This window comes from Sphaerisporangium sp. NPDC004334 (assembly GCF_053602655.1).
Window position 1 is genome coordinate 67,270 of sequence record NZ_JBSGDZ010000023.1, and the last position, 25,527, is coordinate 92,796.

Genomic DNA, 25,527 nt, shown 5'->3' on the forward strand with positions numbered 1-25,527 from the left:
GGCTCCTCGAAGTCCTTTAGAAGAAGGAAGGGACGGCCGCGGCGGCTCCCGCCGGCCTGGCCGGGCCGAAGGTGCGCCATACCCATACTTGCGCCGCGACCATGATGGGGACGACGGGCAGGACGATGAGATTGAGCACATTCAGCGTCGCGGGGGAGGCGGCGTGCTCCAGCAGCACCGGGGACAGCGCCGCGAGCGGCACGGCCACCGGCAGGGCGGCGACGGCGGCCGACAGGCGCAGCCGCCGGCCGGTGCGGCGGGCCTCGGCCGGGCCCGACAGGCGCCACTCGGTGAAGGCCCGGCCGTGGAAGGCGAAGACGGCGGCCACCACGGCGCCGCCGAGCAGGCCGGCCAGGTCGAACGGCCCGTCCGGCAGCCCGCGCGCCACCGACGCCAGCGCGACGCCCCAGCTCAGGGCCAGGCCCCACGAGCCGGCGCACAGCACGGCGTCCCAGAAGCCGCGCCAGGCGGCGCCGTCCAGCCTGCGCCGGAACCACAGGCCCGCGTCGCGCAGGATCCAGGACACCAGCAGGGTCACCACGACCGGGTACAGGCCGTGGACCACCGTCCCTTCCAGGGAGGGGAACGCGCCGAACAGCGTGCCGGCCGCCGCGATCAGCCAGATCTCGTTGGCCAGGACGAACGGGGCCATCGCGGCCACCAGGCGGTCGCGGTGCCGCGCGCGCGTGCCCGGCTCGCCGGCCCGTTCGCGGGCCCGGCTGAGCACCGGGAGCAGCATGCCGACGCCGATGTCGAAGCCTTCGAGGGCGAAGTAGCCGACCAGCAGCACGGCGAGGATCGCCGACCAGATGATCTCCATGGGGGGAGCTCCTCATTCGGGGGCGGCCTTGCCGCCGGGGGTCACAGGACGAGCGAGGGGGTGGGGGAGGGGTCGGCGGGCTCGGCGACGCCGAGGTCGGCCTTGTCGGGGCCGCGCCGGACGACCCGGGCGATCAGCAGGTAGTCGGCCAGAGCCAGCAGCGCCAGCACGCCCGCGAAGGCGGCGAAGGAGAGGGTGACCATCGGCCTGGTCAGGCCGGGCGACATGGCGTCGGCCACCGTGAGCCTGCCGTACACCAGCCACGGCTGGCGGCCGACCTCACGGACGAGCCAGCCGAGGATCGCGGCGACGAACGGCAGCGGCGTCATCAGCATGAGCACCGGATGCAGCCACCGGGCGCGGGCGAGCAGGTCGCGGAACAGCAGCGGCGGCAGGACGAACAGCGCGACCAGGTGCACAAGCTGCCCGATGAGGATCATGGTGCCGAGCGCCGAACCGGGGATCACGCCCTTGAACTTGTCGGGCTGGATGTCGCGGACGAAGCCGAACTGCGCGTACCCGAAGCCGACGGCGATGTTGGTGCCGACGAGCGCCCACACCACGCCCGTGCGCAGCGACCGGCGGAAGAACTCCTGCTCGGGGGTGCGGCGGAAGAGCTGGTAGGCGCTGGCGCCGATGATCACGGAGCTGCCGGCGAACAAACCGGCGCCGATGACGTGCGGGAAGGCCATCACCAGGCTCGGGTTCGTGAGCAGCGCGCCGAAGTCGGTCAGCACCAGGTGGTCGCCGCGCTGGACGCTGCCGGCCGGGTGCTGCAGGAAGGAGTTCGCCACCATGATCCAGAAGGCGCTGGCGTAGGCGGTGAGCACGACCAGCCAGATGCAGGCCAGGTGCAGCTTCTTGGGCAGGCGGTTCCAGCCGAAGATCCACAGGCCGAGGAAGGTGGACTCCAGGAAGAACGCCACCAGCGTCTCGATCGCCAGGGGCGCGCCGAACACGTCCCCGGCGTAGTGGGTCAGCCCGCTCCAGCTCAGCCCGAACTGGAACTCCATCACCAGGCCGGTGAAGACGCCGAGCGCGTAGTTGATCAGATAGATCTGGCCCCAGAAGCGCGTCATGCGCTCGAACACCGGTCTGCCGCTGATGACGTGGCGGGTCTGCATGATCGCGACGAGCGGGGCCAGGCCCAGCGTCAGCACGACGAACAGGAAGTGCAGGGCCCCCGTCACCGCGAACTGGAGCCGCGCCAGGTCGGTCACGTCCATGGCTCCTCCTTCTCTACATTGTGCCTGCCTACATGTAGAGAGCCTACCTATAGAATGACGTCATGACGCACCTGAGTAGGCTTGAGCGGTGAATCCCGACGCGCTCCGCGGTCACATGGACGCTTTGCTGCTCTCCGTCCTGGAGGGCGGGCCGCTGCACGGTTACGCGATCATCGAGGCGTTGCAGGAGCGCAGCGGAGGCGCGCTCAACGTCCCGACCGGCACCGTCTATCCCGCCCTGCGCCGGCTGGAGCGGGTGGGCCACCTGACGAGCGAGTGGGCGACGGTGGCCGGCCGCCGGCGCCGCACCTACCGGCTGACCTCCAGCGGGTACGCCGCGCTGGCCGGTGAGCGGTCGTCGTGGCGGCAGTTCACCGACGCCATCGGCAGCGTCCTGTCCCCCCGGCCCCAGAAGTCCACGCCCCGGCCCCAGGAGTGAACGCGCCCCAGGAGCTCAGCGCCCCGCCTCAGGCGCAGACGCCCTGCGCGCCGCCTCCGGGAACGGGCGCCCCGGCACGCGCCGGCCGGGGCGGCGCCGCTCAGTTCAGCGCGCCCCGCCGCTGGGAGACCGTCGCGGCGGACGCGACCGGCAGCGGGCGCGAAACGATCACGCAGCGGGTGGCGCTCCACAGCAGCGAGCCCGACACCAGGTAGCTCACCAGGCTCGCGGCCACGCCCGGCGGGTAGGCTTCGAAGCCGCTCAGCGCCCGGCCGGCGCCCGCCGCCAGGGCGAGCCCCATCAGGCAGATGGCCGGCACGTGGATCCACAGCAGGATGCCCAGGGCGCGCGTGAGCACGCCCGGACGCAGCACGGCGCGCAGCGGACCGCCGAAGGCGAGCAGCGCCAGCGCGCCGAGGACGCCCATGCCCAACTGGAACAAGTCGAGGAAGCGCGCGAGCGGTGAGAACCACGCCGCCCTGACCTCGGTGACGGTCGAGGGGTTCTCGGGGAAGATCTTCCAGATGCCGCTCCACATCAGCGTCATGAGCGGCACGGTCACGAACAGCACCGCGGCGGTCCTGCGGCCCTGGTGGGCGGCGATCTCCTCCTGGTAACCGGGGGCGATCTCGTCGACCGGGCCGAACTCGGCGACGGCCATGCGCTCGGCCTCCACCCGGTCGAACCCCTCGGCCAGATACGCCTCGGCGGAGTCGGTGAGGCCGTCGCGCGCCTCGGTGAGCAGATCGCGCCTGACGCGCGTGGAGCCCCGCAGCATGCGGCCGAGTGTGCTCACGTAGTCGTCGATGACACTCGCGCTCGCCATGCTCTCCCCAGGTCTCCGCCCTGCGTGGGCGCCGGCCCTCATTGTCTCCTCAGGGCGGGCAGGGGGGTAATCCGGGTAATCCCTGACACATCCCTGGAGGTCGGGCCGGTTCCCCCGATATGCGGGCGAGCATCTCTGCCGCTCAGACCCCTGCCGGCCCGCGGGTCAGCCGACGCCGGTCGCGGTGGCGTGCGCGACGGGGGCGGGGGAGCGGTGGCCGACCGGGCGCCGGGCGGGATGGGCGCCGGCCGTCCAGACCAGCGCCCCGGCGGCGACGGCCGTCGCCACCACCAGCCAGCCGAGCGCCCGTCCCATGCGCAGGCCGTACCCGCAGGCCAGCCAGTAGGCCGCGAGGGCCAGCCGCACCCCGCGCCGCCGGGTCGCCAGGCGGCGCATCTCCATCGCGCCGAACGCGAAGTCGGCCGCGATCTTCTTGTCGTCCACCGCGCGCCGCAGCCGCTCGTACAGGCCGGCCAGCCGGCCCGGGTCGAGCGGCTGCTCGGGCCGCGTGGACCACCCGCGCCAGGCCCGCTCGTCGGCGAGTACCCGGCGCTCGCTCCACCACAGCACCGGCGGCCAGTTCAGGGCGACCCGCACGCCTCGCGGAGTGCCGGCGAAGACGCACGCCGACAGCCGCAGCGCCTCCGGATGCCGGACCTGGGCCAGCCGGCAGCCGCTCAGGTCGGCCCCGCGCAGCGTCAGCGCCACGGCGTCCAGCCGGTCCAGCGACAGCACCCGAAGCCCGCCGGCCGCGCCGGTCACGGTCGCCGGCCCGCCGAGCACGGCCTCGCGCAGCTCCAGGTCGACGTCCGACAGGCGCGCGGTGAGCCGGGAGGAGAGCCGGGCCCCGCGCAGGTCGACCGGGCATCCCGCGGCCTCCAGCTCCACCGGCGCCGAGGCGTGGACGCCGGAGAGCACGAGCCGGCGGCCCGCGCGCAGACCGGTGAGATAGGCGCCGCCGTGGAACCCGGCCCCCTCGAACCCGGCCGTGCCGCCGAAGGCCGCCTTGCGGAAGGACACCGCCCGGCGGAAGCGGGACCCGCGGAACAGGGCGTCGTTGTCGAAGACCGCGCCGTCGAAGGCGGCGAACCCGTGGAACTCGGCGCCGCGGAAGGAGGCGTCCCTGCCGAACCGGGCGTCGCCGAACAGCGCGTCGCTGCCGATGCGCACGCGGTCGAAGGCGCCGTGCCCGCGCAGGCGGGCGCCGTGCATGGAGAACTCGCGGGAGAAGCGCACCTCGCGGAAGGAGGCGTTGCGGGTGAAGCGGGTGCCGAAGAAGGAGGCCAGACGGTCGAAGCGGGCATGGTCGAAGCTCGCGTCCCCCGCGAAGACGACCTCGCCGAACCGGGCCGGCCCGGTGAACTGGGCGCGGTCGAACCTGGCCCTGCCGAGATGGCGCCCCGTGGCGGACAGCACGCGGTCCAGCAGCTCCTCCGCGAGGGTGGTGCCGCGCAGGTCGACCCCGCGGCCGGGCGCGAGGCGGGCCAGGACCTCCTCCAGCTCGGCGGGGGTCAGATGGGCCAGACAGCGGTCGTAGGGCCGGCACGTGATTCCCACACAGGCGGCCGACGCGTCGCAGGTCTGCCAGCCGACGTCGAGGGAGAGCGTCTTCAGTGGGGGCGTCATGTCAAAGTCATACCCAATATCGGGTAACAGGTCGCTAAATCGTGACGGGAAGCTGACAGAGTGTATCCATGGCGTCGGGTGCGCCCGGCCCGCTAGGTCCAAGCACGACAAGCCTGCGGGCGCCCCCTAGACATCAACTGTCAAGCTTCGGTTATTTCACCTTCTATCTAGTTCTAGTACGAGATAGCGGGCTGTCCCGGGCCTACGCTCCCGGTCATGCGTGCTCTATCCCGGGCGCTCGCCGCCCTCACGGCCGCCGGAATGATCGTCGCCGGTGTCGCCGCCCTCTCTTCGTCCCCGGCCTCGGCCGAGCCGGGGACCGTCGTGATCAGCCAGGTGTACGGCGGCGGTGGCAACACCGGTGCCCCGTTCACCAACGACTTCGTGGAGCTGTTCAACCGCGGCGACTCCGCCGTCACCCTCGAGGGATGGTCCCTGCAGTACGCCAGCGCCACCGGCACCGGGACCTTCGCCGCCAACAAGCTCGACCTGTCCGGCACCCTCGCGCCCGGGCGCTACCACCTGGTCCAGCTCGCCGCGGGCGCGACTCCCAGTGCCCCGCTGCCGTCCCCCGACACCACCGGCGGCCTCGCGCTGAGCGGCACGGCGGGCAAGGTCGCGCTGGTCCGCTCCGCCGAGGGCCTCGCCTGCAACGGCGGCTCGGCGCCCTGCACGGCCGACCAGCTCGCCCTGCTGGGCGACCTGGTGGGATACGGCACCGCCAACTTCTCCGAGGGAGCGGCGGCCCCGGCGCTGACCAACTCCACCGCGGCGATCCGCGGCGAGCACGGCTGCGCCGACACCGACGCCAACGCCGCCGACTTTCACCGCCGGCGCCCCGGCGCCGCGCAACTCGGCGACCCCCGCCGCCCCCTGCGGCACGACGCCGGGCGACCCCACGCCGACGCCGACGGTGACCCCGACGCCCACGGTGACGCCGACCGACACCCCGACCCCCACCCCCACTCCGACCCCCACCGAGACGCCGACGGCGAGCCCCACGCCGACCCGCACCGCCGAGCCCTGCACGCTCCCGGCGGACCACCAGATCGCGCAGGTCCAGGGCGGCGGCGCGACCAGCCCGCTGGCCGGGCAGACCGTGCGCGTCGAGGGCGTCGTCACCGCCGACTACCAGGGCACCGGATCCCTCGGCGGCTTCTACCTGCAGGACCCGACCCCCGACGCCGACCCGGCCACCTCCGACGCGGTGTTCGTCTTCACCGCCAAGCCCGCCGCCGTCGGCGACCGCGTGCTGGTCAGCGGCACCGTCACCGAGTACAACGGCCTGACCGAGCTGTCCCCGGTCACCTCCGTCGAGGTGTGCGGCACCGGCAAGGTCAAGGCCGCGAAGGTCAAGCTGCCGGTCGCCGAGGGCGCGAGCCTGGAGCCGCTGGAGGGCGTGCTGGTCACCTTCCCGCAGGCGCTCACCGTCTCGGAGGTCTACAACCTCGGCCGCTACGGCGAGATCACCCTGTCCTCCCATGGTCGGCTCTTCCAGCCGACCGACCGCGAGAAGGTCGACCCGGCGCTGGACGCCCGGCGTCGGATCCTGCTCGACGACGCCTCCAACCTCCAGAACCCGCCCGAGCTGCCCTACCACACCAACGGCGGCAACACCGTGCGCGTCGGCGACGCCACCACCGGCCTCACCGGCGTGCTGACCTACGGCTTCGGCCTCTACCGCGTGGAGCCGTCCCAGCCGGTCGTCTTCACCCCCGACAACCCGCGCCCGGCCGCGCCCCGCAAGGTGGGCGGCAACGTCCGGGTCGCGAGCCTCAACACCCTCAACTGGTTCACCACGCTCGGATCGCGCGGCGCCACCACGGCCGAGGAGCGCGACCGGCAGCTCGCCAAGCTGGTCTCCACGCTCAAGGGCCTCGACCCCGACGTCGCCGGGCTCATGGAGGTCGAGAACAACGGCGCCACCGCGCTGAACACCCTGGTCGACGCGCTCAACGCCGCCGTCGGCGCGGGCACCTACAAGGGCGTCACCTCGCCGGTCCCCGGGACCGACGCCATCCAGGTCGCCCTCATCTACAAGCCGGCGGTGGTCAAGCCGGTCGGCGCCCCCCGTTCCTCGGGCGACCCGGTCTTCCGCCGGCCGCCGCTCATCCAGGAGTTTCAGCGCGTCAAGGGCGGCGGATCCTCCTTCACGATGATCGTCAACCACTTCAAGTCCAAGGGCTGCGACGGCGCCACCGGGGCCGACCTCGACCAGGGCGACGGGCAGAGCTGCTTCAACGACGAGCGCGTCCGCCAAGCCAAGGCCGTCCTCGGCCTGATCGACACCCTGCGCCTCGGCAACCCGGTCGTGCTCGGCGACCTCAACGCCTACGGCGAGGAGGACCCGATCCACACCCTGGAGGCGGGCAAGCTGGTGAGCGTCAGCAAGAAGTTCCTCGACAAGAAGGACCGCTACAGCTACGTCTTCGACAGCCTGTCGGGCGAGCTGGACCACGTGCTGGTCGGCAGGCAGCTGCTCAAGCAGGTGACCGGCGCCACCATCTGGCACATCAACGCCGACGAGGGCAGGTTCATGGACTACAACACCGAGTTCAACCCGCCGGCCCTGTACTCGCCGGGAGCCTTCCGCTCCTCCGACCACGACCCGCTGCTGTTCGGGCTCAAGCTGTAGGACGCACGCGGCCTGGAGCGCCGAACCTGCGACCTGACCCGGTTCCCCGCGGGGCCTGCGAGCCCCGCGGGGAACCGCGGCGGGCCGCCGATGGACCATCGCACCCCCAGACGGCATGCGCCCCGACGCGTGATCGGGCGACGCGCGGGGCGCGGGCCCCGGGAACGGCCGGACCCGCGTGCAGGCGGGATGAAAGCGGCCTGTAAGGCGCCGCCACTAGCTTCTCGATCGTAAAGATCACTAGGAAAGGCGCACGATGTCCCTCACCCTCTCCCGCCACGCCCTCGCCGTCTGCGCGGCGGCGGTACTCCTCTCGCTGACGACGGGATGCGGCGGCGGCAGCACCAAGGCGGTCTGCGAGGACGCCGTGAAGGCGTTCCAGGACTACAGCACCCAGGCCGCGGCCGGCGCCGGAAACCTGGACGCCTTCAACACCGCGAACGCCGGCCTGGCGGCCAAGCTGAAGGGCCTGTCGGGCAAGGCCGACGGCCACCTGAAGGACACCCTGACGGAGCTGTCCCTCTCCTGGGGCGCCATCAAGATCGACGCGTCGAACCCGGCCGCGGCGGCGACCGAGCTGACCAAGCTCGGCACCCGGGCCACCGAGGCCACCCAGAAGCTGGCGAAGGACTGCTCCTAGCCGACGCCCGGCGAACCGCGGTGGCCCCCGTCCCACCGGTCCCCGCGGCGGCGACGAACCGCCGCCGCCCGGCGCCCCGCGGCGCCGAAGCCGCGCCGCTCCCTCCGGCCACCCCTGGGTCCCCCAGGGGTGGCCGGCTCGTTTCCACCGGGACGCGGGGCGCCCCCCCAGACGCGGTCTGGTGCGGAATTCCGGGAAAGGGTAGATGGTTATGCCGATCGCAATCGACGAGACACGAGACGAGGAAACACTGTGGCGACCATCGCGGTGACCGAGAAGAACTTCAACGACATCGCCGACGAGGGCATCGTCCTGCTCGACTTCTGGGCGGCGTGGTGCGGGCCCTGCCGCACTTTCGGGCCCATCTTCGAGAAGGCTTCGCAGAAGCACGAGGACATCACCTTCGGCAAGATCGACACCGAGGCCGAGCGAGGCCTGGCGGAAGGCTTCGAGATCACCTCCATCCCCACGGTCATGGCGATCAGGGACGGCATCGTCGTGTTCGCCCAGCCGGGGGCGCTGCCCGAGCCCGCGCTCGAGGACCTGATCAGGCAGGTGCGCGCCCTGGACATGGAGGCCATCCGCAAGGAGATCGCCTCCGACATCGACTCCGGGGTCGCCGAGGGCCCCGACGACGGCCGCCGCCCCTGAGCGAGGCCGCCGCCCCCGAGTACGGGAGCCACGCGAACGCCGGAGCCGGCCCCGCCGCCCTTTTCCACGGGCGGCGGGGCCGGCTCTCGTCGTGCGGGGGCCCGCCCGGCTCGGCTCACGGCGGCCCCGGCCGTTGTCGTGCGGGCCCGCCGGGCTCAGCTGGAGCGGTAGAGCTCGGCGAGCTGGAAGGCCAGGTCGAGCGACTGGCTGCGGTTGAGGCGCGGGTCGCAGGCCGTCTCGTAGCGCAGCGCCAGGTCCTCCTCGACGATCGGGTGGCCGCCGCCGACGCACTCGGTGACGTCGTCGCCGGTGAACTCGATGTGGATCCCGCCTGGGTGGGTGCCGAGGGCGTGGTGCACCTCGAAGAAGCCGGTGACCTCGTCCAGCACATCGCCGAGCCTGCGGGTCTTGTGGCCGCTCGGCGCCTCGAAGGTGTTGCCGTGCATCGGGTCGCAGATCCACGCGACCTGGGCGCCGCTCGCGTGGATCTTCTCCACCAGCGTGGGCAGCGCGTCGCGCACCTTGGAGGCCCCCATGCGGGTGATGAAGGTCAGCCGGCCGGGCTCGTTGGCGGGGTTGAGCTTGTCGATGAGCGCGAGGGCGTCCTCGGGCGAGGTGGTGGGCCCGAGCTTGACGCCGATGGGGTTGCGGATGCGGCTGAAGAACTCGACGTGGGCGCCGTCGAGCTGACGGGTGCGCTCGCCGATCCACACCATGTGGGCCGACACGTCGTAGGGCAGGCCGGTGCGGGAGTCGACGCGGGTGAGCGCGCGGTCGTAGTCGAGGATCAGCGCCTCGTGCGAGGAGTAGAACTCGACGGTGTGGAACTCCTCGGGATCGGCGCGGCAGGCCCGCATGAACGCCAGCGCGTGGTCGATCTCGCGGGCGAGCTGCTCGTAGCGGCGGCCGGCCGGCGACTCGGCCACGAAGTCCTGGTTCCAGGCGTGCACCTGCCGCAGGTCGGCGTAGCCGCCCTTGGTGAAGGCGCGCGCCAGGTTGAGCGTGACGGCCGAGGAGTGGTAGGCGCGCAGCAGCCGCGCGGGGTCGGGCGTGCGCGACTCGGGGGTGAAGTCGAAGCCGTTGACCATGTCGCCGCGGTAGGCGGGCAGCTCGACCCCGCCCCGGGTCTCGGTCCCACTGGAACGCGGCTTGGCGAACTGCCCGGCCAGTCGGCCGATCTTGACGACGGGGACACGGCCGGCATAGGTGAGCACGATGGCCATCTGCAGCAGCGTCTTGAGCTTGTTGCGCACGTTGTCGGCCGTCGCGCCGGCGAAGGTCTCGGCGCAGTCGCCGCCCTGCAGCACGAACGCCTCGCCGCGCACCACGGCGGCGAGCCGGTCCTTGAGCTCGTCGCACTCGCCGGCGAACACCAGCGGTGGCAGACCCTGCAGCTCGGCGACGGTGCGCTCCAGCGCCGAGTGGTCGGGCCACTCGGGCTGCTGCGCGGCGGGCAGCTCCCGCCAGGAATCCAGGTTGATCGGTTCGGCGCTCACGCTAAAAGGCTATTGCACCTTTCCCCGTGTGACAGAGTCCGTGTCCACAAGGTGAGAAATCTTTCTCCATTCGGGGGGAGATGCGAGGAGTCGTACCACGTCCGTACGCCGGCCGCCGCGAGGCCGCCTCGCCCATCCGGACCCTTTCGTGCCCCTACGTGCCGTCAGGAGGCGCCCGCCCGGGGGGCCTCAGGCGTGCGGACATGCTCGGGCAGGACGCCGAAGCCGACGAAGCGGCGGGCGAGGGCTCCGATGAGCGGCAGGCGCGCGGGATCACGCGGCCGCGACGGCGCGGCATCGGGCCGCGCCGCCCCGCCCGGCGTGGCGCGATCACGCAGGGCCGGTGCCGGCCGAGGCGCGTCGCGCAGCGCCGGGCCGATGACCAGGGCCTGCACCGCGCGCTGCGCGAGCTGGGTGACGACCGTGGGCAGGGTGCGGCGGCGCTGCACCCGGCGCAGCAGCTCCTCGGGGACGGCCCCGGCGCGCAGCGGCCCGGCGAGCAGGTTGGCGGCGGCCACCGCGTCCTGCACGGCCAGGTTGATGCCGACGCCGAACACCGGTGACATGGCGTGCGCGGCGTCCCCGAGGAGCAGCAGCCCGGGACGGTGCCAGCGGCGCAGCCGGTTGACGGCGACCCGCAGGACGCTGACCTGCTCCATGCTCGCCAGCTCCCCGGTGCGGCCGGCGAGGAAGGGCACCAGCGTGCCGATGGAGGCGCGCAGCGCCTCGATGCCCTCGGCCCTGACCTGCTCGAACCGGCCCTTCGGGATCAGATAGGCGAGCTGCCAGTAGCTCTCGCGGTTGATCGCGACCATCATCCGCCCGGCCGAGACGCGCAGGAAGGCGTCCGCGGTGTCGCCGTCCTCGCGCGGCAGCCGGAACCACAGCACGTCCATGGGCGCGCCGTGCTCCACCGGGACCAGGCCCGCGGCGCGGCGCACGGCCGAGCGCCGCCCGTCGGCGCCGATGGTGAGGGCCGCGCGCAGCTCGTGCTCCCGCCCGTCCCGGTCGCGGTAGCGCAGGCCGCGCACGGCGCCGCCCTCCCGGATGAGGCCCACCACCTCGGCCTCCATGAGCAGCCGGAAGGTGGGATAGCGCCGGGCCGCCGCGGTGACCAGGTTGAGGAAGTCCCACTGCGGGACGAACGCGATGTAGGGGAACCTGCTCTTCAGCCCGCGCAGCGAGGCGACGGTCAGGACGCGCTCGTCGGTCCACACCAGCACCTTCTCGGCCTTGCGGTGGGGCAGCGCGAGGAACTCCCCGGCGAGCCCGAGCTCGTCGAGGATCTGCAGGGTCGAGGGATGGATGGTGTCGCCGCGGAAGTCGCGCAGGAAGTCGGCGTGTTTCTCCAGCAGCGTCACCTCCACCCCGGCCCGGGCGAGCAGGAGGGCCAGGACGGCACCGGCGGGGCCGCCTCCGGCGATCGCACATGTGGTCCGCATTTTTCATCACCTGGTGAAATCATCGCACACTCCGCCTTCCGGGTGAAGTTCGGCGCGGCGGACGGCGGCGCCTTTCGCGACCATGCCGGGGCCGCCGGCCGCCGAGGGGCCCGCAGGCCGGATTCCCCGGCGCCCACGGCGAACGCGTACGTCGCGGTCGGGGCGCGGGAGGAATAACCGGAGGACTCCGGGGCAGTCGGTCTGCGCCCACGAAGGGGCGACAACGAGGCGACTTGGAGTTGAGGTCACATGGTAGTGCTGGGCCTGCTCTTGATCGTGCTCGCCGGCGCGACCCTGGTCGCGGTGGCGAACGACGAGACCGGCGGCATCGCGGCGTCGGTCACAGTGTTCGACCGGACCTTCCAGCTCAGCAAGCTGGAGCTGTTCCTGGCAGGCGCGGCCACCGCGGCCGTGTTCCTGATCGGCCTGATGATCCTGACGGCCGGCATGCGGCGCGCCGGCGCCAAGCGCAGGAAGCTGCGCGAGGCGCGGGTGGAGACGCGTGACCGCGTCGCCCGGCTGGAGGAGGAGAAGCGCCGCCTCGAGCGCCGGCTGGAGGCCGAGAACACCACTCCGGCGGCCACCGCCGCCGCGCCCACGCCGGCCGGACGGCACGCGCACCTGACCGACCGTGACGGCGACGGCGTCGACGACCGGATGGAGATCCCCGCCGCCCGTCCCGCCGACCGCGGCGCCTACCCCGGCGGCGACCACGTCGAGACCACCACCGAACCGGTGCGGGGCGGCGACACCTACGACGGCGACCGGCTGGTCGCCGGGCCCCGCGCCGGCCGGGACACGAGCGCCTGACATGCGCGGCGACACCATCGAGAACCCGGCGGCCGTCCGGGGACCCGGTCCCTGGGCGGCCCTGCCGGGGCGCCGCCGGCTGTCACGGCCGGTGGAGCACCGGTGCTCGGCCCGGCGCCCGCGCCGGCTCCGGCCGCGGCGCCAGGCACGCCCGCCTCGCCCGCACTCGCTGAGGGCGGCGGCGCTCCTGGCGTGTCCGGGGACGGCGCGTCAGCGCTGCCTGAGCAGCGCCAGGCAGTTGGTCACCCCGGCGGTCGCCGGCTCGCGGATGCGGGCGTAGTCCTCCGGCGGGTACTGCCGGGGGCCGTTCTCCACCAGCAGGATGAGGTTGAGGTACAGCCGGTACAGAGCCTCGCGGACGCGGGCCTGCGGGGTCAGGTCCAGCTTGCCGCCCGCCTGCCGGTACCCCACCAGCATCGGGTCGTCCTCACTCAGCCGCCCGAAGATCGTCGGAGTGATGAAGTCGGCCAGCGGGTCGCCCCAGAAGGCCCGCTCGTGGTCGATCAGCGCCTGGACACGCGGCGATCCCTCGCCCCGCGCGGTCACGAACACGTTGCCGGGCCAGATGTCGAAATGGACCAGTGAGGGCGCCGTCACCTCCTCCAGCACGTGGAGGTTGGCGTGGATGGCGCCCGCGATGTCCACCAGCGAGCATGGCAGCGGCGTGGCGTAGCGGACCGCGTCGTCCAGCAGCGCGCCGGTCATCACCACGAAGGCGTCGCGCCACGTCGTGCCGGTGAGACCGGCGTAGGGGTAGCCGTAGACGCCCTGGCCGGGGATCGTGTGCAGCGTCGCCAGATGACCGCCCACCTCGTGCCGCAGCGCGCGATGGTCGGCGTCGGTCAGGGAGCCCGCCTGGCTCCACGGGACGCCGTCCAGCGCCGAGAACAGCAGATAGTCGCCCCCGAGCCCGGGGTCGTCGAAGCCCGAGTGCAGCAGCCGCGGCAGCGGCAGGCCGGTGGGACCGGCCAGGTGGTACACCAGCGCCTCGGTGCGCAGCAGGTGACGCTCGTAGGTGAGCTGCCGCAGCTCGGGTGGCGGTGCGACCTTCACGACGACCTGCCGGCCGTCGTCGAGGGTGACCAGCCACACCGCGTTGGCGAAGCCGTCGGTGAGCTCCTCGGCCGACCGCACCCCCGTTCCCACTGCTCCACGGATCAGCGCGTCCAACTGGGCGGCCGACAGCCGGCGCTTGGTCCTGCTCTCCATCGGTCACATCACTTCGGCTGGTCAAGACGGTCAGGGGAAGGGAAGGAGAAGGGAAGGACGGGCGGGGCCGGCGAAGGCCGGGGCCCTCGCCGGCCGCCCGGGCGCGCGCCTCACACGGCGGAGATGGTCCAGGTGACCTCGTGCTTGCCGCCCGGCTCCAGGACGACGAGGTCGGTGCCGGTGTTGAAGGCGTCCGGCGGGCAGGTCATCGGTTCGACGGCGATGCCCCGGTGGCCGAAGCCGGTGCCCGTGCAGACCTGCACCCACGGCATCGCCGCCGCGTCCCAGACGATCTGCACCGCGCCGCGCTCTCCGCTCAGCCGCACGCGGGCGAAGCCGTCGGGACCCGCGTCCAGCCCGGTGAACGCCTCGTCGATCACGGTGGCGGCGAGCGGGCGGGGAGAGCGGAAGTCGAACGGCGTGCCGTCGACCGGCTCCAGCGTGGTGGGGATCAGGACGTCGTCGACGCGCAGCACGCGGCCGGCCGGCAGGTCGAGCTCCCAGCCCGTCTCGGGGCCGTCGTCGGCGATCAGCCACGGGTGCGGGCCGCAACCGTAGGGGGCCCGGCGCTCGCCGATGTTCTCGGCGGTGAGCGTCGTCGCCAGCCCTTCGGGGCTCACCGCGTACCGCACCTGCAGGGCGAGGCGGAACGGGTAGCCGGGGGTGGGCTCTATGGTGTGCGCGAGCCGCACGAACCCCTGGTCGCCCTCGGCGGTGGGCGGCTCGACCAGCTCCCAGTCGGCGAAGGCCACCAGGCCGTGCAGCGCGTGGCCGCGTTCGAGCTCGTTGACCGGGACCTCGAACCGCTCGCCGTCGAAACCGTAGCGGCCGCCGGCCACGCGGTTGGGCCAGGGGGCGAGCAGGGTGCCGCTGTAGTGCGGGACGGGTCCCTCGGGGGGCCAGGTGGCCACCAGGTCGCGGTCGCCGTGCCTGAGCACTCGCAGGGCCGCGCCCATCTTGGTCACCTCGGCGTGATAGCCGCCACCGTGGAGAGCGTACTGAGGCACGGGGGAAATCCTCTCATCGACGTGCGAACAACAGATTCCGGGCGGCACCAGGGCGCACGCCTCCCATCTTCCCGGTCGTCTTCCGGTGGTCGTCACCGGGTCCCGGAAAGTGGGAGCGCTCCCATAGCGCCCTAAAGGTAGGGGCTTTGGCGCAAAGAGTCAACTAATTGAGTAAATACGGTCACACTCGGTGGGGTTTCGGCGCGACCCTGATCGAATGGGCGCGACCGCAGGTCAGACCGGTTTCGGACAGCCGAGACCGATCCCCGGTGCGGCGCTGTCCCGCCCTTTCACCACAAGCCCCCGGCGTGCGAAAACTCCCGCACAGACAGTCAATGCCCGTTGTCAGCTCATTATGTGAACCACGTCAGGTTACCGGCGATTCGGTCCTGTGTGGAGACCTCCGACCATCCCAGTTGACCCCCCGCCATCCCCGCCTCCTCGCCGGGGAACGCCGGCCGCCTGCTAGCGTCACCGTCCGTGACGGACATGACCGACCCGGCAGGCCCGGCAGGCCCGGCAGGCCCGGCGGACCCGATGGACCCGATGGACGGGGTGTACGTCGGGCGCGCCGACGTGGACGCGGCCGGCGACCGGGGCTGGCTGCTCGGGCACTTCAAGCCGCCCGGCGACCCGCGCCACAGCGACGAGGTCGAGATCAAGTGGGGCGTGCACGCCCGCGGCGACGAGCGGGCCGAATGGGTGAGGGGCGAGAAGCGCACCGCGCTGCTCATCCTGGTGCGCGGCCGGTTCCGGGTCGAACTGCCGGGCCGCAGCGTGCTGCTCGCCGAGCAGGGGGACTACGTCGTCTGGGGGCGGGGAGTCGACCACTCCTGGTACGCCGAGGAGGACTCGGTCGTGATCACCGTCCGCTGGCCCTCCCTCCCGGGCTACGCGGTCCCCTGAGCGCCGGGCGGTCCATCGCGCCTGGCGAAGGGAAGGGCCGGCGGGTCGGCGTCGTTTTGGGGAGGGGCGTCTATCGTGCCGGGCGGATGGCTGAGATCCTCGGGCGAGCGTATTGGGACGTGCCACCGCGGGCGCGCCGAGGGCGGGCGACGCCTGCCGACGAGGAGGGTCCGATGGCCATCGACTTCACGCTCGCCCCCGAGCACGAGGAGATCCGCCGGCGCGTGCGGGACTTCATCCGGGGCACCGTCGTGCCCGCCGTCGAGGGCTTGGACGACGAGACGGCCGCCACCACGCGCGAGGAGTACCTGCGGGTGATCTTCGGCCTGCGTGCCCGGGCGCGTGAAGAGGGGCTGTGGCTGCCCCATATGCCCAAGGAGTGGGGCGGCATGGGTCTCGGCCACGTCGAGCTGGCCATGGTCCAGTCGGAGGCCGCCAAGACCCGCCTCGGCCCCTGGATCCTCAACTGCGCGGCCCCCGACGAGGGCAACATGCACACGCTGCTGCACTGGGGCGACGACGAGCAGAAGGAACGCTACCTGCGGCCGCTGCTCGAGGGCGCCACGATGTCGTGCTTCGCCATGACCGAGCCCGAGGTGGCGGGCTCCGACCCCACGCTCATCCGCACGCGCGCCGTCAGGGACGGTGACGAGTGGGTGATCAACGGCCACAAGTGGTTCATCTCCAACGCCCGCCGCGCGAGCTTCGCCATCCTCATCGCCCGGACCGAGACCGACGTCCCCGAGGGCTCCCGCGGCGCCAACACCGCCTTCCTGGTCGACCTGCCCCAGGAGGGCTGGAACGACGTCCGCGAGGTCGAGACGATGCACGGCTCCACCGGGCACAGCGAGATCGTCATCACCGATCTGCGGGTGCCCGACGGCGCGATATTGGGCGGCCGGGGCAACGGCCACCGCCTGGGCCAGTACCGTCTCGGCCCCGCGCGGCTCGCGCACTGCATGCGCTGGATCTCCCAGGCGGAGACCGCGCTCGACATGATGGTCGACCGGGCGCTCAACCGCTACAGCCACGGCTCGCTGCTGGCCGACAAGCAGGGCGTCCAGTGGCTCATCGCCGACTCGGCCATGGAGCTGTACCAGTGCAAGCTCATGGTGCTGCACGCCGCCTCCAGGATCGACAAGGGGGAGGACTTCCGCACCGAGGTCTCGATGGCCAAGCACTTCGTCGCCGGCAGCCTCAACCGGATCATCGACCGGGCCATCCAGGTGCACGGAGCGCTCGGCTACTCCACCGACACCCCGCTGGCCAAGATGTTCCAGCACGCCCGGTGGGCGCGCTTCGCCGACGGCGCGGACGAGATCCACCAGATGCGCATCGCCGAGCGTACGATCGCCGCGTACCGGGCCACCGGTTCCACCAGCGCCGCCACCGGAGGGTTGCCACTGTGAACGAGATCAACCTGATCAGCGGGCTCGTCCCCGCGACGGGGGAGGAGCGGCCGGCGCCCGCGCCGTCCAACGTGGTGCGCTCCGACCGGCTCGACGGCAAGGTCGCCCTCGTCACCGGGGGCGCCGGCGGCATCGGCGCCGCGGTCGCCCGCCGGCTGGCCGAGGGCGGCGCGCGCGTCGTCGTCGCCGACATCGACGACGCGGGCGCCGCGGAGGTCGCCCGCGAGATCGGCGGGACGGCCGCGCGCTGCGACGTGCGGCGGCCGGCCGACAGCGAGAAGGCCGTGGCCCTGGCGGTCGAGCGGTACGGGCGGCTCGACCTGGCCTTCCTCAACGCCGGCGTGACCACCGGCTGCGGCCTCGGCGACGACTTCGACCTCGAGCGTTACCGCCTGGCGATGAGCGTCAACCTCGACGGGGTCGTGTTCGGCGTGCGGGCCGCGACGCCCGCGCTGCGGGCGGCCGGCGGCGGCACCATCGTGGCGACCTCCAGCATGGCCGGCATCGTGGGCATCCCCGCCGACCCCATCTACGCCGCCGGCAAGCACGCCGTCGTCGGGCTGGTCCGCTCGCTCGGCCCCGCCCTCACCCCCGCAGGCATCAAGGTGCAGGCGCTGTGCCCGTCCTTCGCCGACACCCCGATCCTCGGCGGTGGCAAGGCCGTGCTCGAGGAGATGGGTTTTCCCATCCTCCCGGTCTCCGCGGTGACCGAGGCGTTCATGCGGCTGCTCGACAGCGACGGCACGGGCGAGTGCTGGTTCGTGGTGCCCGGCCGCGAGAGCGCCCCGTTCGAGTTCCGCCGCGCCCCCGGCCCGCGCGCCTGACCTTTCCCGCGCCGGTCAGGCGAGGCGGCCGGAGGAGATTCAGGCCAGGCGGCCGGAGGAGATGAGGTCGCGGTACCACAGGGCGCTGCTCTTCGGCGTCCTGCGCTGGGTGGCGTAGTCGACGTGCACGATGCCGAAGCGGGCGTCATAGCCCTCGGCCCACTCGAAGTTGTCCAGCAGCGACCAGACGTAGTACCCCTCCACCGGCACGCCCTCGGCCAGCGCGTCGTGCACGGCCGCGAGGTGGTCGCGCAGGAAGGAGACGCGCTCGCCGTCGGCGACCCCGCCGTCCGGGCCGACCTCGTCGGGCGCGGGCACCCCGTTCTCGGTGATCACGATCGGCACCGCGGGGTAGTCGTACTTCAGCCGGGTCAGGGTGTCGTACAGGCCGCGCGGGTAGATCTCCAGCCAGTCGAGCTGCGCCGTCGGGTGCTTGTGCACGCGGTTGCCCTCGGCGTCCAGGAAGTGCGGGGTGTAGTACTGCACGCCGAGCACGTCGATGGGCTCGCTGATCACCGCGAGGTCGCCGTCGAGGATGCGGTCGGGCATCGGGCTGCGCTCGGAGATCCACGCCAGCGTGTCCTCGGGGTAGGCGCCGGTGAAGATCGGGTCGAGGTAGAGCCGGTTCTCCAGCCCGTCCTGGTGCCAGACCGCCGCGTCGGCGCCGGTGAAGGGCTCGGCGGCGTAGGTCGGGTGCAGGTTGAGCGCCGGGCCGATGCGGCGGCCGGGGTGGGCCTCGTGCAGCACGCGCGAGGCGCGTCCGTGGGCGAGCAGCAGATGGTGCAGGGCCACGAACGCCCGCCCCTCGTCTTGGACCCCCGGCGCGTGGATGCCCCAGCGGTAGCCGCAGTCGACGACGGTCTTGGGCTCGTTGATGGTCAGCCAGTCGCGGACCTCCAGCGCGTCGAACATGATCGCGGCGTAGTCGGCGAACCGCTCGGCGGTGTCCCTGTTCTCCCAGCCGCCGGCCTCCTGCAGCGCCTGGGGCAGGTCCCAGTGGAACAGAGTGGCCATGGGATGGACGCCGCGCTCGCGCAGCCCGTCGACCAGGCGGCGGTAGAAGTCCAGGCCGGCCTGGTTCACCGCGCCCGCGCCGTCCGGCTGGACGCGCGGCCAGGCGATGGAGAAGCGGTAGCCGCGCAGGCCCAGCGAGGCCATCAGGTCGAGGTCCTCGCCCAGACGGTGGTAGTGGTCGGCGGCCACGGCGCCGGTGTCGCCGTTCTTGACGTTGCCGGGGACCGCCGCGAAGGTGTCCCAGATCGACCTCCCGCGCCCGTCCTCCTCCGTGGCGCCCTCGATCTGGTAGGCGGAGGTAGCCGCACCCCAGACGAACTCGTCGGGGAAACGCTGCTCAGGCACGGGGTTCTCCTTCGGGGGGTGGGGGCGCGCGACGGCCCGGGCTCCCGGCCGCACGGGCTGCCCGGGCCGCGCCTTTGGGGGTCAGGCCGAGCCGCGCTCGACCAGGTGGGTGTCCAATATCACGACGGGCTGCTCCAGCCGCTCGCCGTTGATGCGGCAGACGAGCAGCTGCGCCATCTGGCGGCCCATGTCCTCGGTCGGCTGGTGGACGCTGGTGAGCGGCGGCACGGTGTGCGCGGCCACCGCCGAGTCGTCGAAGCCGATCACCGCGACATCGTCCGGGATGATCTTGCCGTGGTCCTTGAGCACCCTCATCGCGCCGAAGGCCATCGGGTCGGAGGCGGTGAACACCGCGTCCAGCGTCGGGTGCTGCTGGAGCAGGCGCTCCATCGCCGCCACGCCGCTGGCCTCGCTGAAGTCTCCGTAGGCGACGATCTCCTGCATGCCGGTGGCCAGCAGCGCGTCGCGGTAGCCGGCCAGACGGTCGACGCCCACGCCCATGTCCTGGGAGCCGGCGATGGTCGCGATGCGCCGCCTGCCCCGGCCGAGCAGGTACTTGACCGCCTGCCGGGCGCCGGCCCTGTTGTCCATGTCGACGTAGCTGAACGGGGTGAAGCCCACCGGGCGGCCGCCGAGGACGGTCGGCACGCCCATCTCCTCCAGCCGGCCGGGCAGCGGGTCGGCGCCGTGCAGGGAGATCAGCAGCACGCCGTCCACGTGCTGCCCGGTCAGGTAGAGCTCCAGGCGCTCGTGCTCGTCGCGCGACTGCGCCATCGTCAAGATGAGCTGCAGGCCGGTCTCCGACAGCGACGAGCCGATGCCGCGGATGATGCCCGCGAAGAACGGCTCGTCGAAGATGCGCTGCTCGGACTCCGACACCACCAGCGCGATCGTGTCCGTGCGCCTGGTGACCAGGGTGCGCGCCGCCCGGTTCGGCACATAGCCGAGTTCGTCGATCGCCTGCTGCACCGCTTCGCGCGCCTTGTCGCTCACCTTCGGCGAGCCGTTGATGACGCGAGACACGGTGCCGCGGCCGACGCCCGCGCGAGCGGCGACGGCCTCGAGGGTCGGTCGCGCTCCCGAGCGGCGGTCCCCGTTCATCAAAGTAGCCCCCTCCTGACAGTTAACGCCTTATTCTGCCGGACCCAGCAACCCGCCTCTGCGGATCGTGTCGGCATACCAGAAGGCGCTTGCCTTGGGGGTCCTGCGCTGGCTCTCGTAGTCGACGTACACCAGTCCGAACCGCTTGCCGTAGCCCCAGGCCCACTCGAAATTGTCCATCAGGGACCAGGCGAAGTACCCCTTGAGCGGGATGCCCGCCTCGATGGCGGCGTGGCAGGTGCGCAGGTGCGCCTCGATGTAGGCCAGGCGCTCCTGGTCGTCGACCGACCCGTCGGCCACGACGTCGTCGAACGCGGCGCCGTTCTCGGAGATGACAAGGGGGATGCTCGGGTACTCGGTGGCGACCCGCTGGAGCACCTCGTACAGGCCGAGGTCGTCGATCTCCCAGCCCATCGAGGTGACCGGCCGGCCGCCGTTGACGAACGACACGTGCTCGTTGCCGGGCCACGGCGAGCCGGCGCCGGTCGGGGCGGCGGCGGCCGAGGCGGCGCCTCCGGGCTTGCCCGACACGGTGAACCGGCTGTAGTAGTTCACCATCAGGGTGTCGAACGGCGTGGAGATGGTCTCCATGTCGCCGTCCTGGATGAAGTCGATGTCGGTGACCGCGCTCAGGTCCGCGAGGACGTCCTCGGGGTAGGAGCCCTTCAGCAGCGCGTCCAGGAAGAAGCGGTTCTGCAGGCCGTCGATGCGCCGCGCGGCGTCCAGGTCGGCGGCGTCGTCGGTCGCCGGGCTGATCGCGTACAGGTTCACCGAGCCGCCGATGCGCGCGTCGGCGCCCTGGGCGCGCAGCGCCTGGACGGCCAGGCCGTGGGCGAGGTTGAGGTGGTGAGCGGCCCTGATCGAGGCGGCCGGCTCACGGCGTCCCGGCGCGTGCTCGCCGGAGGAGTAGCCGAGGAAGGCGGCGCACCAGGGCTCGTTGACGGTGCTCCACTGCTTGACGCGGTCGCCGAGCGCCTGGTGGACGCAGGCGGCGAAGTCGGCGAAGCGCTTCGACGTGTCGCGTGCGGGCCAGCCGCCGAGGTCTTCCAGTGCCTGGGGAAGGTCCCAGTGGTACAGGGTCAGCCAGGGCTCGATGCCGTTGGCCAGCAGCTCGTCCACCAGCCGCCGGTAGAAGTCCAGGCCGGCCTGGTTCACCGTGCCGGCGCCGTCCGGCATGATCCGCGGCCAGGACACCGAGAAGCGGTAGGCGGTCAGCCCGAGCTCGGCCATGACGGCCACGTCGTCCCGGTAGCGGCGGTAGTGGTCGATGGCCACATCGGCGTTCTCGCCGTTGAGGATGCGGCCCGGCTGCCGGACGAACGTGTCCCAGATGGAGGTCCCGCGCCCGTCCACGTCGGTGGACCCTTCGATCTGGTACGCCGAGGTGGCGGCGCCCCAGACGAAGCCGGTGGGGAACGCGAGGGCGGGGATGCCGGTCTGGGGTTGAGTCTCCTGCGTGGTCACGCTTTGACCGCACCTTCCATGAGTCCGCCGACGATCTGCCGGCCGAACGCGACGAAAACGACAATGAGCGGTAGTACGGAAAGGGCCGTTCCGGTGAAGATCAGGACGTAGTCCGTGCTGTGGGCCGCGGTGAGGAAGCTGATCGACACCTGAACCGTGGGGTTCTCCGGGCTCAGGACGATCAAGGGCCACATGAACTCGTTCCAGTTGAGCATGAAGGTCTGCAGCGCCAGCACGGCCATGCCGGGCCGGACGGCGGGCAGGATCACGTTCCACCAGATGCGCATGGTGGACGCGCCGTCCACCCGCGCCGCCTCGACCAGCTCCTCGGGCACGGCCTGATCGGTGTACTGCGTCATCATGAAGACGCCGAAGCCGTTGAGCAGGTAGGGCAGGATGACGGCCTTGAGCGTGCCCGTCCAGCCGAGGGTCACCATGAGCTGGTAGAGCGGGACGATGCCCATCTGCTGGAGCGGCACCATCATCGTGATGAGGATGGAGCCGAGCAGCAGGTTGCGGCCGCGGAAGTGGAGTCTGGCGAAGGCGAACCCCGCGAACGTCGAGATGAGCACGACGGAGAGCGTCACCGTCGAGGTGACGATCAGCGAGTTCACCAGACCCGTGATGAAGTGCGCGTCCTCGGTCTCGAGCACGCGCTGGATGTTGGCGCCGAGGTTGCCGCCAGGGAGCAGCGGCGGGGGCACCTCCACCGCGTCGGAGTTGGTCCGCGACGCGATGATGATCATCCAGTAGATCGGGAAGATCGACAGCAGGACGGTGAAGCCCAGGGCGATCTTCGTCAGGGGGGTGGCGCGGAACGGGTCCCGCTTGCTGCGCGCCTTGCCCCTCTGCGCCGGCCTGACCTGCGTGATCGCGGTCACTTGCTGCCTCCGATCCGGCGGACGAACGTGTAGTTGATCCCGACGCCGAGGAGGATCAGCAGGAACAGCAGCCAGGCGGCCGCGGCGGCGTAGCCGTAGTTGAAGTTCCGGAAGCCCTGCTCGACGATGTACATGGCGATCGTCTGGAACTGGCCGGTGGCCCCGCCGTCCATCCGGTTGCTGGCGAACATCACCGGCTCGGCGAACAGGGTGAGCCCGCCGATCGTCGAGACGAACACGGTGAAGATGATCGTCGGGCGGATCATCGGCAGGGTGATCTGCCAGAACTGGCGGCGCGGGGAGGCCCCGTCGATGGACGCCGCCTCGTACAGGTCGCGGGGGATGGTCTGCATGCCCGCGAGGTAGATGATCGCGTTGTAGCCGGTCCAGCGCCAGTCGACCATGGTGGCGATGGCGGTCCAGGACGACCACTTGGCGCTCTGCCAGTCGATGTGCTGGTCGACGCCCACGAAGCCGAGCAGCCAGTTGAACAGGCCGAAGTCGCGGCCGTAGAGCTGGGTGAACACGATGGCGACGGCGACGACCGAGGTCACCAGCGGCACCAGGACGCCCAGCCGGAAGAACAGCCGGCCGCGAAGGCGCTTGTTGAGCGCGTTGGCGAGCATGAGCGCGAGGACGAGCTGCGGCACCGTGGCGAGGACGAAGATGCCGACGGTGTTGATCACCGCGTTCCAGAAGTCCTCGTCCGCCAGGAGCTTGGTGTAGTTCGCCAGGCCGGTGAAGGAGGCGTCTCCGCCGGCCAGTCCGTAGTCCTGGAGCGACACCCACAGGGTGAACACCAGAGGGAACAGGCCGAAGATCGCGAAGAGCAGGAAGTACGGGGAGATCAGGAAGTACGGGGTCGCCTTGATGTCGAACTGCGACCAGATACTGCGGCGGGAGCGCGCCTGGTGGCGTCCCGGCCGGGGCGGCGGAGGCGCCGGATCCGCCCGCTGCGTGTGGAGGTTGACGCTCATCGGATTTCCGGGGCGTTCCCTGGCCGGCGGCCACGGGGAGGTGCCCCATTCTCCTTCTTCTCGTCGGTAACGGTCGATCGTGTGCCCGCTACCAAGCGATAACCAAGCTCGGCATCGGTACGACTGGACGAGGGCCTCGCGGGGCGTGGGCGGTGGTGGGTTCCACCACCGCCACGCCGCTCACTACGGCAGGTCACCGGTTCGCCGGGGCGGTGAGCCCCGGCGAACCGGTGAGGACGGGGGAGGATCAGCCCGCCGCCTTCTGGCCCGCCTCGACGAACTTCTGCCAGGCCTGGGCCACGGGCACCGAGCCCTGCTCCATGCCGTTGAGGACCTGCTCCACCTCGCGCTTGACCTGCGCGTGCTTCTCACCGAGGAAGATCGGCTGAAGCGACTTGATGGACGGCCCGAAGATCTTGCCGATGGGCGCGTTGTTGAAGTACTCGTTGTTCACGCTCTGGAGCTCGGGGTTGTCCTGCGCCGGGATGGTGCTGGGCAGGTTGCCGCCCTCCTTGAACGCCATGAGCTGGGCGTCGGGGCTGGTCAGGTAGCTGGCCAGCTCGGCGGCCTCCTTCGGGTGCTTGGACTGCTTGGGCACCGCGAGCCAGGAGCCGCCCCAGTTGCCGCCGCCGCCGGGCACGGTCGCGACGTCCCACTTGCCCTTGAACTTGTCACCGGCGTTGCCCGAGACCACGCCGAGCATCCAGCCGGGGCAGCCCAGGGTCGCGAACTGCGACTTGACGAAGCCGGTGTTCCAGCCGTCGGTGAAGTTCTGCAGCTTGGCGGTCAGGCCGTCCTGGCTGATCTTCGTGGCGAGGTCGAACGCGGACTTGACGGCCGGGTTCTTGTCCACGATGAGCTGCTGGTTCTTGTCGAAGTAGGTGACGTTGCCGTTCTTGGCGGCCTCCTGCGCCAGCACCACGTTGTAGATGGTGTTGATGCTGTCGACGAACTTGGCGTCCTTGACCTTGGACTGGAACTGCTGGCCGGCCTTGATGAAGTCCTCCCAGCCGCCGCTCCACAGCTTGCCGACCTCGTCGCGGTCGGTGGGAAGCCCGGCCTGCTTGAACAGGTCGGAGCGGTAGCAGATGCTCATGCCGCCGACGTCGGTGCCGAGGGCGAACAGCTTGCCCTCGGTGTTGATGCCGTTCTCCCACTTCCAGGCGGGGAAGTCGGCCTGGCGGCTCTGCAGGCCGTACTGGCCGAGGTCGGTGAAGAACTGGGGACGGGCCTTGGCCAGACCCATGCCGCCCTCGTCGATGCCGACCACGTCGCCGGCGCCGGTGCCCGACTGCAGCCACTGCAGCATCTGCGGCCAGTAGACGTTCTCAAAGCTGTCGGTGAGGTTGTTGTACTTCACCTGAACGTTGGGGTGATCGCTGTTCCACTTGGCGACCGCGGCCTTGTAGCCGAAGTTGGTCCCGCCGCCGAAGGTCTGCAGCGTAAGGGTGATCTTCTCGGCCGCGGCCGAGGACGAGCCACCGGTGCTGGTGTTCCCGCCGTCCCCGCCGGAGCTGCACGCGGCGGTGATGCCGAGTGCGACCGTCATCACCGATGCGACCGCGAGTGTTTTCCCGCGGCGCATATTGTTCATCATTCCGGACCCCTCTCAGGTGGTTGCCCGATCTTTGGGAGGTGCATCGAGGGCCGGCCCCGACAGTCGGGCCCACGATGTGCTGGATCCCTCAGTCGTGATCTCGCGGGGGTGAGCCTGCGAGCGATATTTGGGAGCGCTCCCACGAAGGGTCCCCGACGGGCAATGCTGGCGTCAATATGCCG

General features: G+C 71.6%; 23 protein-coding genes. 8 read left to right on the forward strand and 15 right to left on the reverse strand.

The annotated features are described in order from the left end of the window. Nucleotides 1-16: 16 nt before the first annotated feature. Together ACWEN6_RS28305 and ACWEN6_RS28310 are read right to left on the reverse strand one after the other, a co-directional pair. On the reverse strand, nucleotides 17-820 hold the full coding sequence (locus tag ACWEN6_RS28305; protein ID WP_452574385.1) for a cytochrome d ubiquinol oxidase subunit II: 804 nt from the start codon (nucleotides 818-820) through the stop codon (nucleotides 17-19). 41 nt (nucleotides 821-861) lie between these two features. Continuing rightward, the gene (locus tag ACWEN6_RS28310; protein ID WP_452574387.1) at nucleotides 862-2,046 is read right to left on the reverse strand and encodes a cytochrome ubiquinol oxidase subunit I; all 1,185 of its coding nucleotides are present in this window, start codon (nucleotides 2,044-2,046) and stop codon (nucleotides 862-864) included. Nucleotides 2,047-2,134: 88 nt separating this feature from the next. Between ACWEN6_RS28310 and ACWEN6_RS28315 the strand changes: the two genes are divergently transcribed. Next, nucleotides 2,135-2,485 (forward strand): PadR family transcriptional regulator, encoded by a 351-nt coding sequence (locus ACWEN6_RS28315; RefSeq protein ID WP_452574389.1) that lies wholly within the window; start codon nucleotides 2,135-2,137, stop codon nucleotides 2,483-2,485. Nucleotides 2,486-2,585: 100 nt separating this feature from the next. Here the strand turns inward: ACWEN6_RS28315 and ACWEN6_RS28320 are convergent, their stop codons facing one another. From ACWEN6_RS28320 to ACWEN6_RS28330, 3 genes are all read right to left on the reverse strand, one after another. After that, the gene (locus ACWEN6_RS28320) at nucleotides 2,586-3,311 is read right to left on the reverse strand and encodes a permease prefix domain 1-containing protein (protein ID WP_452574391.1); all 726 of its coding nucleotides are present in this window, start codon (nucleotides 3,309-3,311) and stop codon (nucleotides 2,586-2,588) included. Nucleotides 3,312-3,476: 165 nt separating this feature from the next. Continuing rightward, a complete protein-coding gene (locus tag ACWEN6_RS28325) occupies nucleotides 3,477-4,937 on the reverse strand; it encodes a pentapeptide repeat-containing protein (RefSeq protein WP_452574393.1) in 1,461 nt (486 codons plus the stop codon). A gap of 515 nt (nucleotides 4,938-5,452) precedes the next feature. Beyond that, nucleotides 5,453-5,704 (reverse strand): hypothetical protein, encoded by a 252-nt coding sequence (locus ACWEN6_RS28330; protein WP_452574395.1) that lies wholly within the window; start codon nucleotides 5,702-5,704, stop codon nucleotides 5,453-5,455. Nucleotides 5,705-5,850: 146 nt separating this feature from the next. On the opposite strand from ACWEN6_RS28330, the gene ACWEN6_RS28335 reads away from it, so the two are divergent. From ACWEN6_RS28335 to ACWEN6_RS28345, 3 genes are all read left to right on the forward strand, one after another. Beyond that, nucleotides 5,851-7,572, forward strand: a complete 1,722-nt coding sequence (locus ACWEN6_RS28335; RefSeq protein ID WP_452574397.1) for an ExeM/NucH family extracellular endonuclease — start codon at nucleotides 5,851-5,853, stop codon at nucleotides 7,570-7,572. Between the two features lie 256 nt (nucleotides 7,573-7,828). Further along, nucleotides 7,829-8,212, forward strand: a complete 384-nt coding sequence (locus tag ACWEN6_RS28340) for a hypothetical protein (protein WP_452574399.1) — start codon at nucleotides 7,829-7,831, stop codon at nucleotides 8,210-8,212. A gap of 129 nt (nucleotides 8,213-8,341) precedes the next feature. Further along, a complete protein-coding gene (locus ACWEN6_RS28345; protein WP_452574400.1) occupies nucleotides 8,342-8,863 on the forward strand; it encodes a thioredoxin family protein in 522 nt (173 codons plus the stop codon). A gap of 155 nt (nucleotides 8,864-9,018) precedes the next feature. Here the strand turns inward: ACWEN6_RS28345 and ACWEN6_RS28350 are convergent, their stop codons facing one another. Then, nucleotides 9,019-10,359 carry a class II 3-deoxy-7-phosphoheptulonate synthase gene (locus ACWEN6_RS28350; RefSeq protein ID WP_354836165.1) on the reverse strand — a complete coding sequence of 447 codons (1,341 nt, stop codon included), beginning with the start codon at nucleotides 10,357-10,359 and terminating at the stop codon, nucleotides 9,019-9,021. Nucleotides 10,360-10,523: 164 nt separating this feature from the next. Next, the gene (locus tag ACWEN6_RS28355) at nucleotides 10,524-11,801 is read right to left on the reverse strand and encodes an FAD-dependent oxidoreductase (protein WP_452574402.1); all 1,278 of its coding nucleotides are present in this window, start codon (nucleotides 11,799-11,801) and stop codon (nucleotides 10,524-10,526) included. A 249-nt stretch (nucleotides 11,802-12,050) separates the two neighbouring features. On the opposite strand from ACWEN6_RS28355, the gene ACWEN6_RS28360 reads away from it, so the two are divergent. Continuing rightward, complete coding sequence (locus ACWEN6_RS28360; protein WP_452574404.1) at nucleotides 12,051-12,611, forward strand: hypothetical protein; 561 nt, start codon at nucleotides 12,051-12,053, stop codon at nucleotides 12,609-12,611. A gap of 210 nt (nucleotides 12,612-12,821) precedes the next feature. On the opposite strand, the gene ACWEN6_RS28365 is transcribed toward ACWEN6_RS28360, so the two are convergent. Beyond that, a complete protein-coding gene (locus tag ACWEN6_RS28365) occupies nucleotides 12,822-13,820 on the reverse strand; it encodes a phosphotransferase family protein (protein ID WP_452574406.1) in 999 nt (332 codons plus the stop codon). A 110-nt stretch (nucleotides 13,821-13,930) separates the two neighbouring features. Beyond that, the gene (locus ACWEN6_RS28370; protein ID WP_452574408.1) at nucleotides 13,931-14,827 is read right to left on the reverse strand and encodes an aldose 1-epimerase family protein; all 897 of its coding nucleotides are present in this window, start codon (nucleotides 14,825-14,827) and stop codon (nucleotides 13,931-13,933) included. A 489-nt stretch (nucleotides 14,828-15,316) separates the two neighbouring features. Here ACWEN6_RS28370 and ACWEN6_RS28375 point away from each other — a divergent pair, with 489 nt between their 5' ends. From ACWEN6_RS28375 to ACWEN6_RS28385, 3 genes are all read left to right on the forward strand, one after another. Then, nucleotides 15,317-15,733, forward strand: a complete 417-nt coding sequence (locus tag ACWEN6_RS28375; protein ID WP_452574512.1) for a signal peptidase I — start codon at nucleotides 15,317-15,319, stop codon at nucleotides 15,731-15,733. 173 nt (nucleotides 15,734-15,906) lie between these two features. Continuing rightward, complete coding sequence (locus ACWEN6_RS28380; RefSeq protein ID WP_452574410.1) at nucleotides 15,907-17,142, forward strand: acyl-CoA dehydrogenase family protein; 1,236 nt, start codon at nucleotides 15,907-15,909, stop codon at nucleotides 17,140-17,142. Next, nucleotides 17,139-17,966 (forward strand): SDR family oxidoreductase, encoded by an 828-nt coding sequence (locus ACWEN6_RS28385; protein ID WP_452574412.1) that lies wholly within the window; start codon nucleotides 17,139-17,141, stop codon nucleotides 17,964-17,966. The genes ACWEN6_RS28380 and ACWEN6_RS28385 overlap by 4 nt, the downstream gene beginning before the upstream one ends. A gap of 39 nt (nucleotides 17,967-18,005) precedes the next feature. On the opposite strand, the gene ACWEN6_RS28390 is transcribed toward ACWEN6_RS28385, so the two are convergent. The 6 genes from ACWEN6_RS28390 to ACWEN6_RS28415 all read right to left on the reverse strand — a co-directional run bounded on the left by ACWEN6_RS28390 (nucleotide 18,006) and on the right by ACWEN6_RS28415 (nucleotide 25,297). Then, nucleotides 18,006-19,325: a GH1 family beta-glucosidase gene (locus ACWEN6_RS28390; RefSeq protein WP_452574414.1), complete on the reverse strand. Its 1,320-nt coding sequence runs from the start codon at nucleotides 19,323-19,325 to the stop codon at nucleotides 18,006-18,008. A gap of 81 nt (nucleotides 19,326-19,406) precedes the next feature. Beyond that, on the reverse strand, nucleotides 19,407-20,426 hold the full coding sequence (locus ACWEN6_RS28395; protein WP_452574416.1) for a LacI family DNA-binding transcriptional regulator: 1,020 nt from the start codon (nucleotides 20,424-20,426) through the stop codon (nucleotides 19,407-19,409). Nucleotides 20,427-20,456: 30 nt separating this feature from the next. Beyond that, nucleotides 20,457-21,890: a GH1 family beta-glucosidase gene (locus ACWEN6_RS28400; protein ID WP_354836147.1), complete on the reverse strand. Its 1,434-nt coding sequence runs from the start codon at nucleotides 21,888-21,890 to the stop codon at nucleotides 20,457-20,459. Next, nucleotides 21,887-22,771, reverse strand: a complete 885-nt coding sequence (locus ACWEN6_RS28405) for a carbohydrate ABC transporter permease (RefSeq protein ID WP_380826662.1) — start codon at nucleotides 22,769-22,771, stop codon at nucleotides 21,887-21,889. The genes ACWEN6_RS28400 and ACWEN6_RS28405 overlap by 4 nt, the downstream gene beginning before the upstream one ends. Further along, the gene (locus ACWEN6_RS28410) at nucleotides 22,768-23,748 is read right to left on the reverse strand and encodes a carbohydrate ABC transporter permease (protein ID WP_354836145.1); all 981 of its coding nucleotides are present in this window, start codon (nucleotides 23,746-23,748) and stop codon (nucleotides 22,768-22,770) included. The genes ACWEN6_RS28405 and ACWEN6_RS28410 overlap by 4 nt, the downstream gene beginning before the upstream one ends. Before the next feature lie 247 nt (nucleotides 23,749-23,995). Next, a complete protein-coding gene (locus ACWEN6_RS28415) occupies nucleotides 23,996-25,297 on the reverse strand; it encodes an ABC transporter substrate-binding protein (protein ID WP_354836143.1) in 1,302 nt (433 codons plus the stop codon). Nucleotides 25,298-25,527 lie beyond the last annotated feature (230 nt).

Excerpts from the sequence above, each read along its gene's own strand:
- ACWEN6_RS28365 (WP_452574406.1), bottom strand. The coding sequence starts at position 13,820 with ATGGAGAGCAGGACCAAGCGCCGGCTGTCGGCCGCCCAGTTGGACGCG.
- ACWEN6_RS28410 (WP_354836145.1), bottom strand. The coding sequence starts at position 23,748 with ATGAGCGTCAACCTCCACACGCAGCGGGCGGATCCGGCGCCTCCGCCG.
- ACWEN6_RS28310 (WP_452574387.1), bottom strand. The coding sequence starts at position 2,046 with ATGGACGTGACCGACCTGGCGCGGCTCCAGTTCGCGGTGACGGGGGCC.
- ACWEN6_RS28360 (WP_452574404.1), top strand. The coding sequence starts at position 12,051 with ATGGTAGTGCTGGGCCTGCTCTTGATCGTGCTCGCCGGCGCGACCCTG.
- ACWEN6_RS28415 (WP_354836143.1), bottom strand. The coding sequence starts at position 25,297 with ATGACGGTCGCACTCGGCATCACCGCCGCGTGCAGCTCCGGCGGGGAC.
- ACWEN6_RS28355 (WP_452574402.1), bottom strand. The coding sequence starts at position 11,801 with ATGCGGACCACATGTGCGATCGCCGGAGGCGGCCCCGCCGGTGCCGTC.
- ACWEN6_RS28320 (WP_452574391.1), bottom strand. The coding sequence starts at position 3,311 with ATGGCGAGCGCGAGTGTCATCGACGACTACGTGAGCACACTCGGCCGC.
- ACWEN6_RS28375 (WP_452574512.1), top strand. The coding sequence starts at position 15,317 with ATGACCGACCCGGCAGGCCCGGCAGGCCCGGCAGGCCCGGCGGACCCG.
- ACWEN6_RS28325 (WP_452574393.1), bottom strand. The coding sequence starts at position 4,937 with ATGACGCCCCCACTGAAGACGCTCTCCCTCGACGTCGGCTGGCAGACC.
- ACWEN6_RS28340 (WP_452574399.1), top strand. The coding sequence starts at position 7,829 with ATGTCCCTCACCCTCTCCCGCCACGCCCTCGCCGTCTGCGCGGCGGCG.
- ACWEN6_RS28305 (WP_452574385.1), bottom strand. The coding sequence starts at position 820 with ATGGAGATCATCTGGTCGGCGATCCTCGCCGTGCTGCTGGTCGGCTAC.
- ACWEN6_RS28395 (WP_452574416.1), bottom strand. The coding sequence starts at position 20,426 with ATGAACGGGGACCGCCGCTCGGGAGCGCGACCGACCCTCGAGGCCGTC.
- ACWEN6_RS28380 (WP_452574410.1), top strand. The coding sequence starts at position 15,907 with ATGGCCATCGACTTCACGCTCGCCCCCGAGCACGAGGAGATCCGCCGG.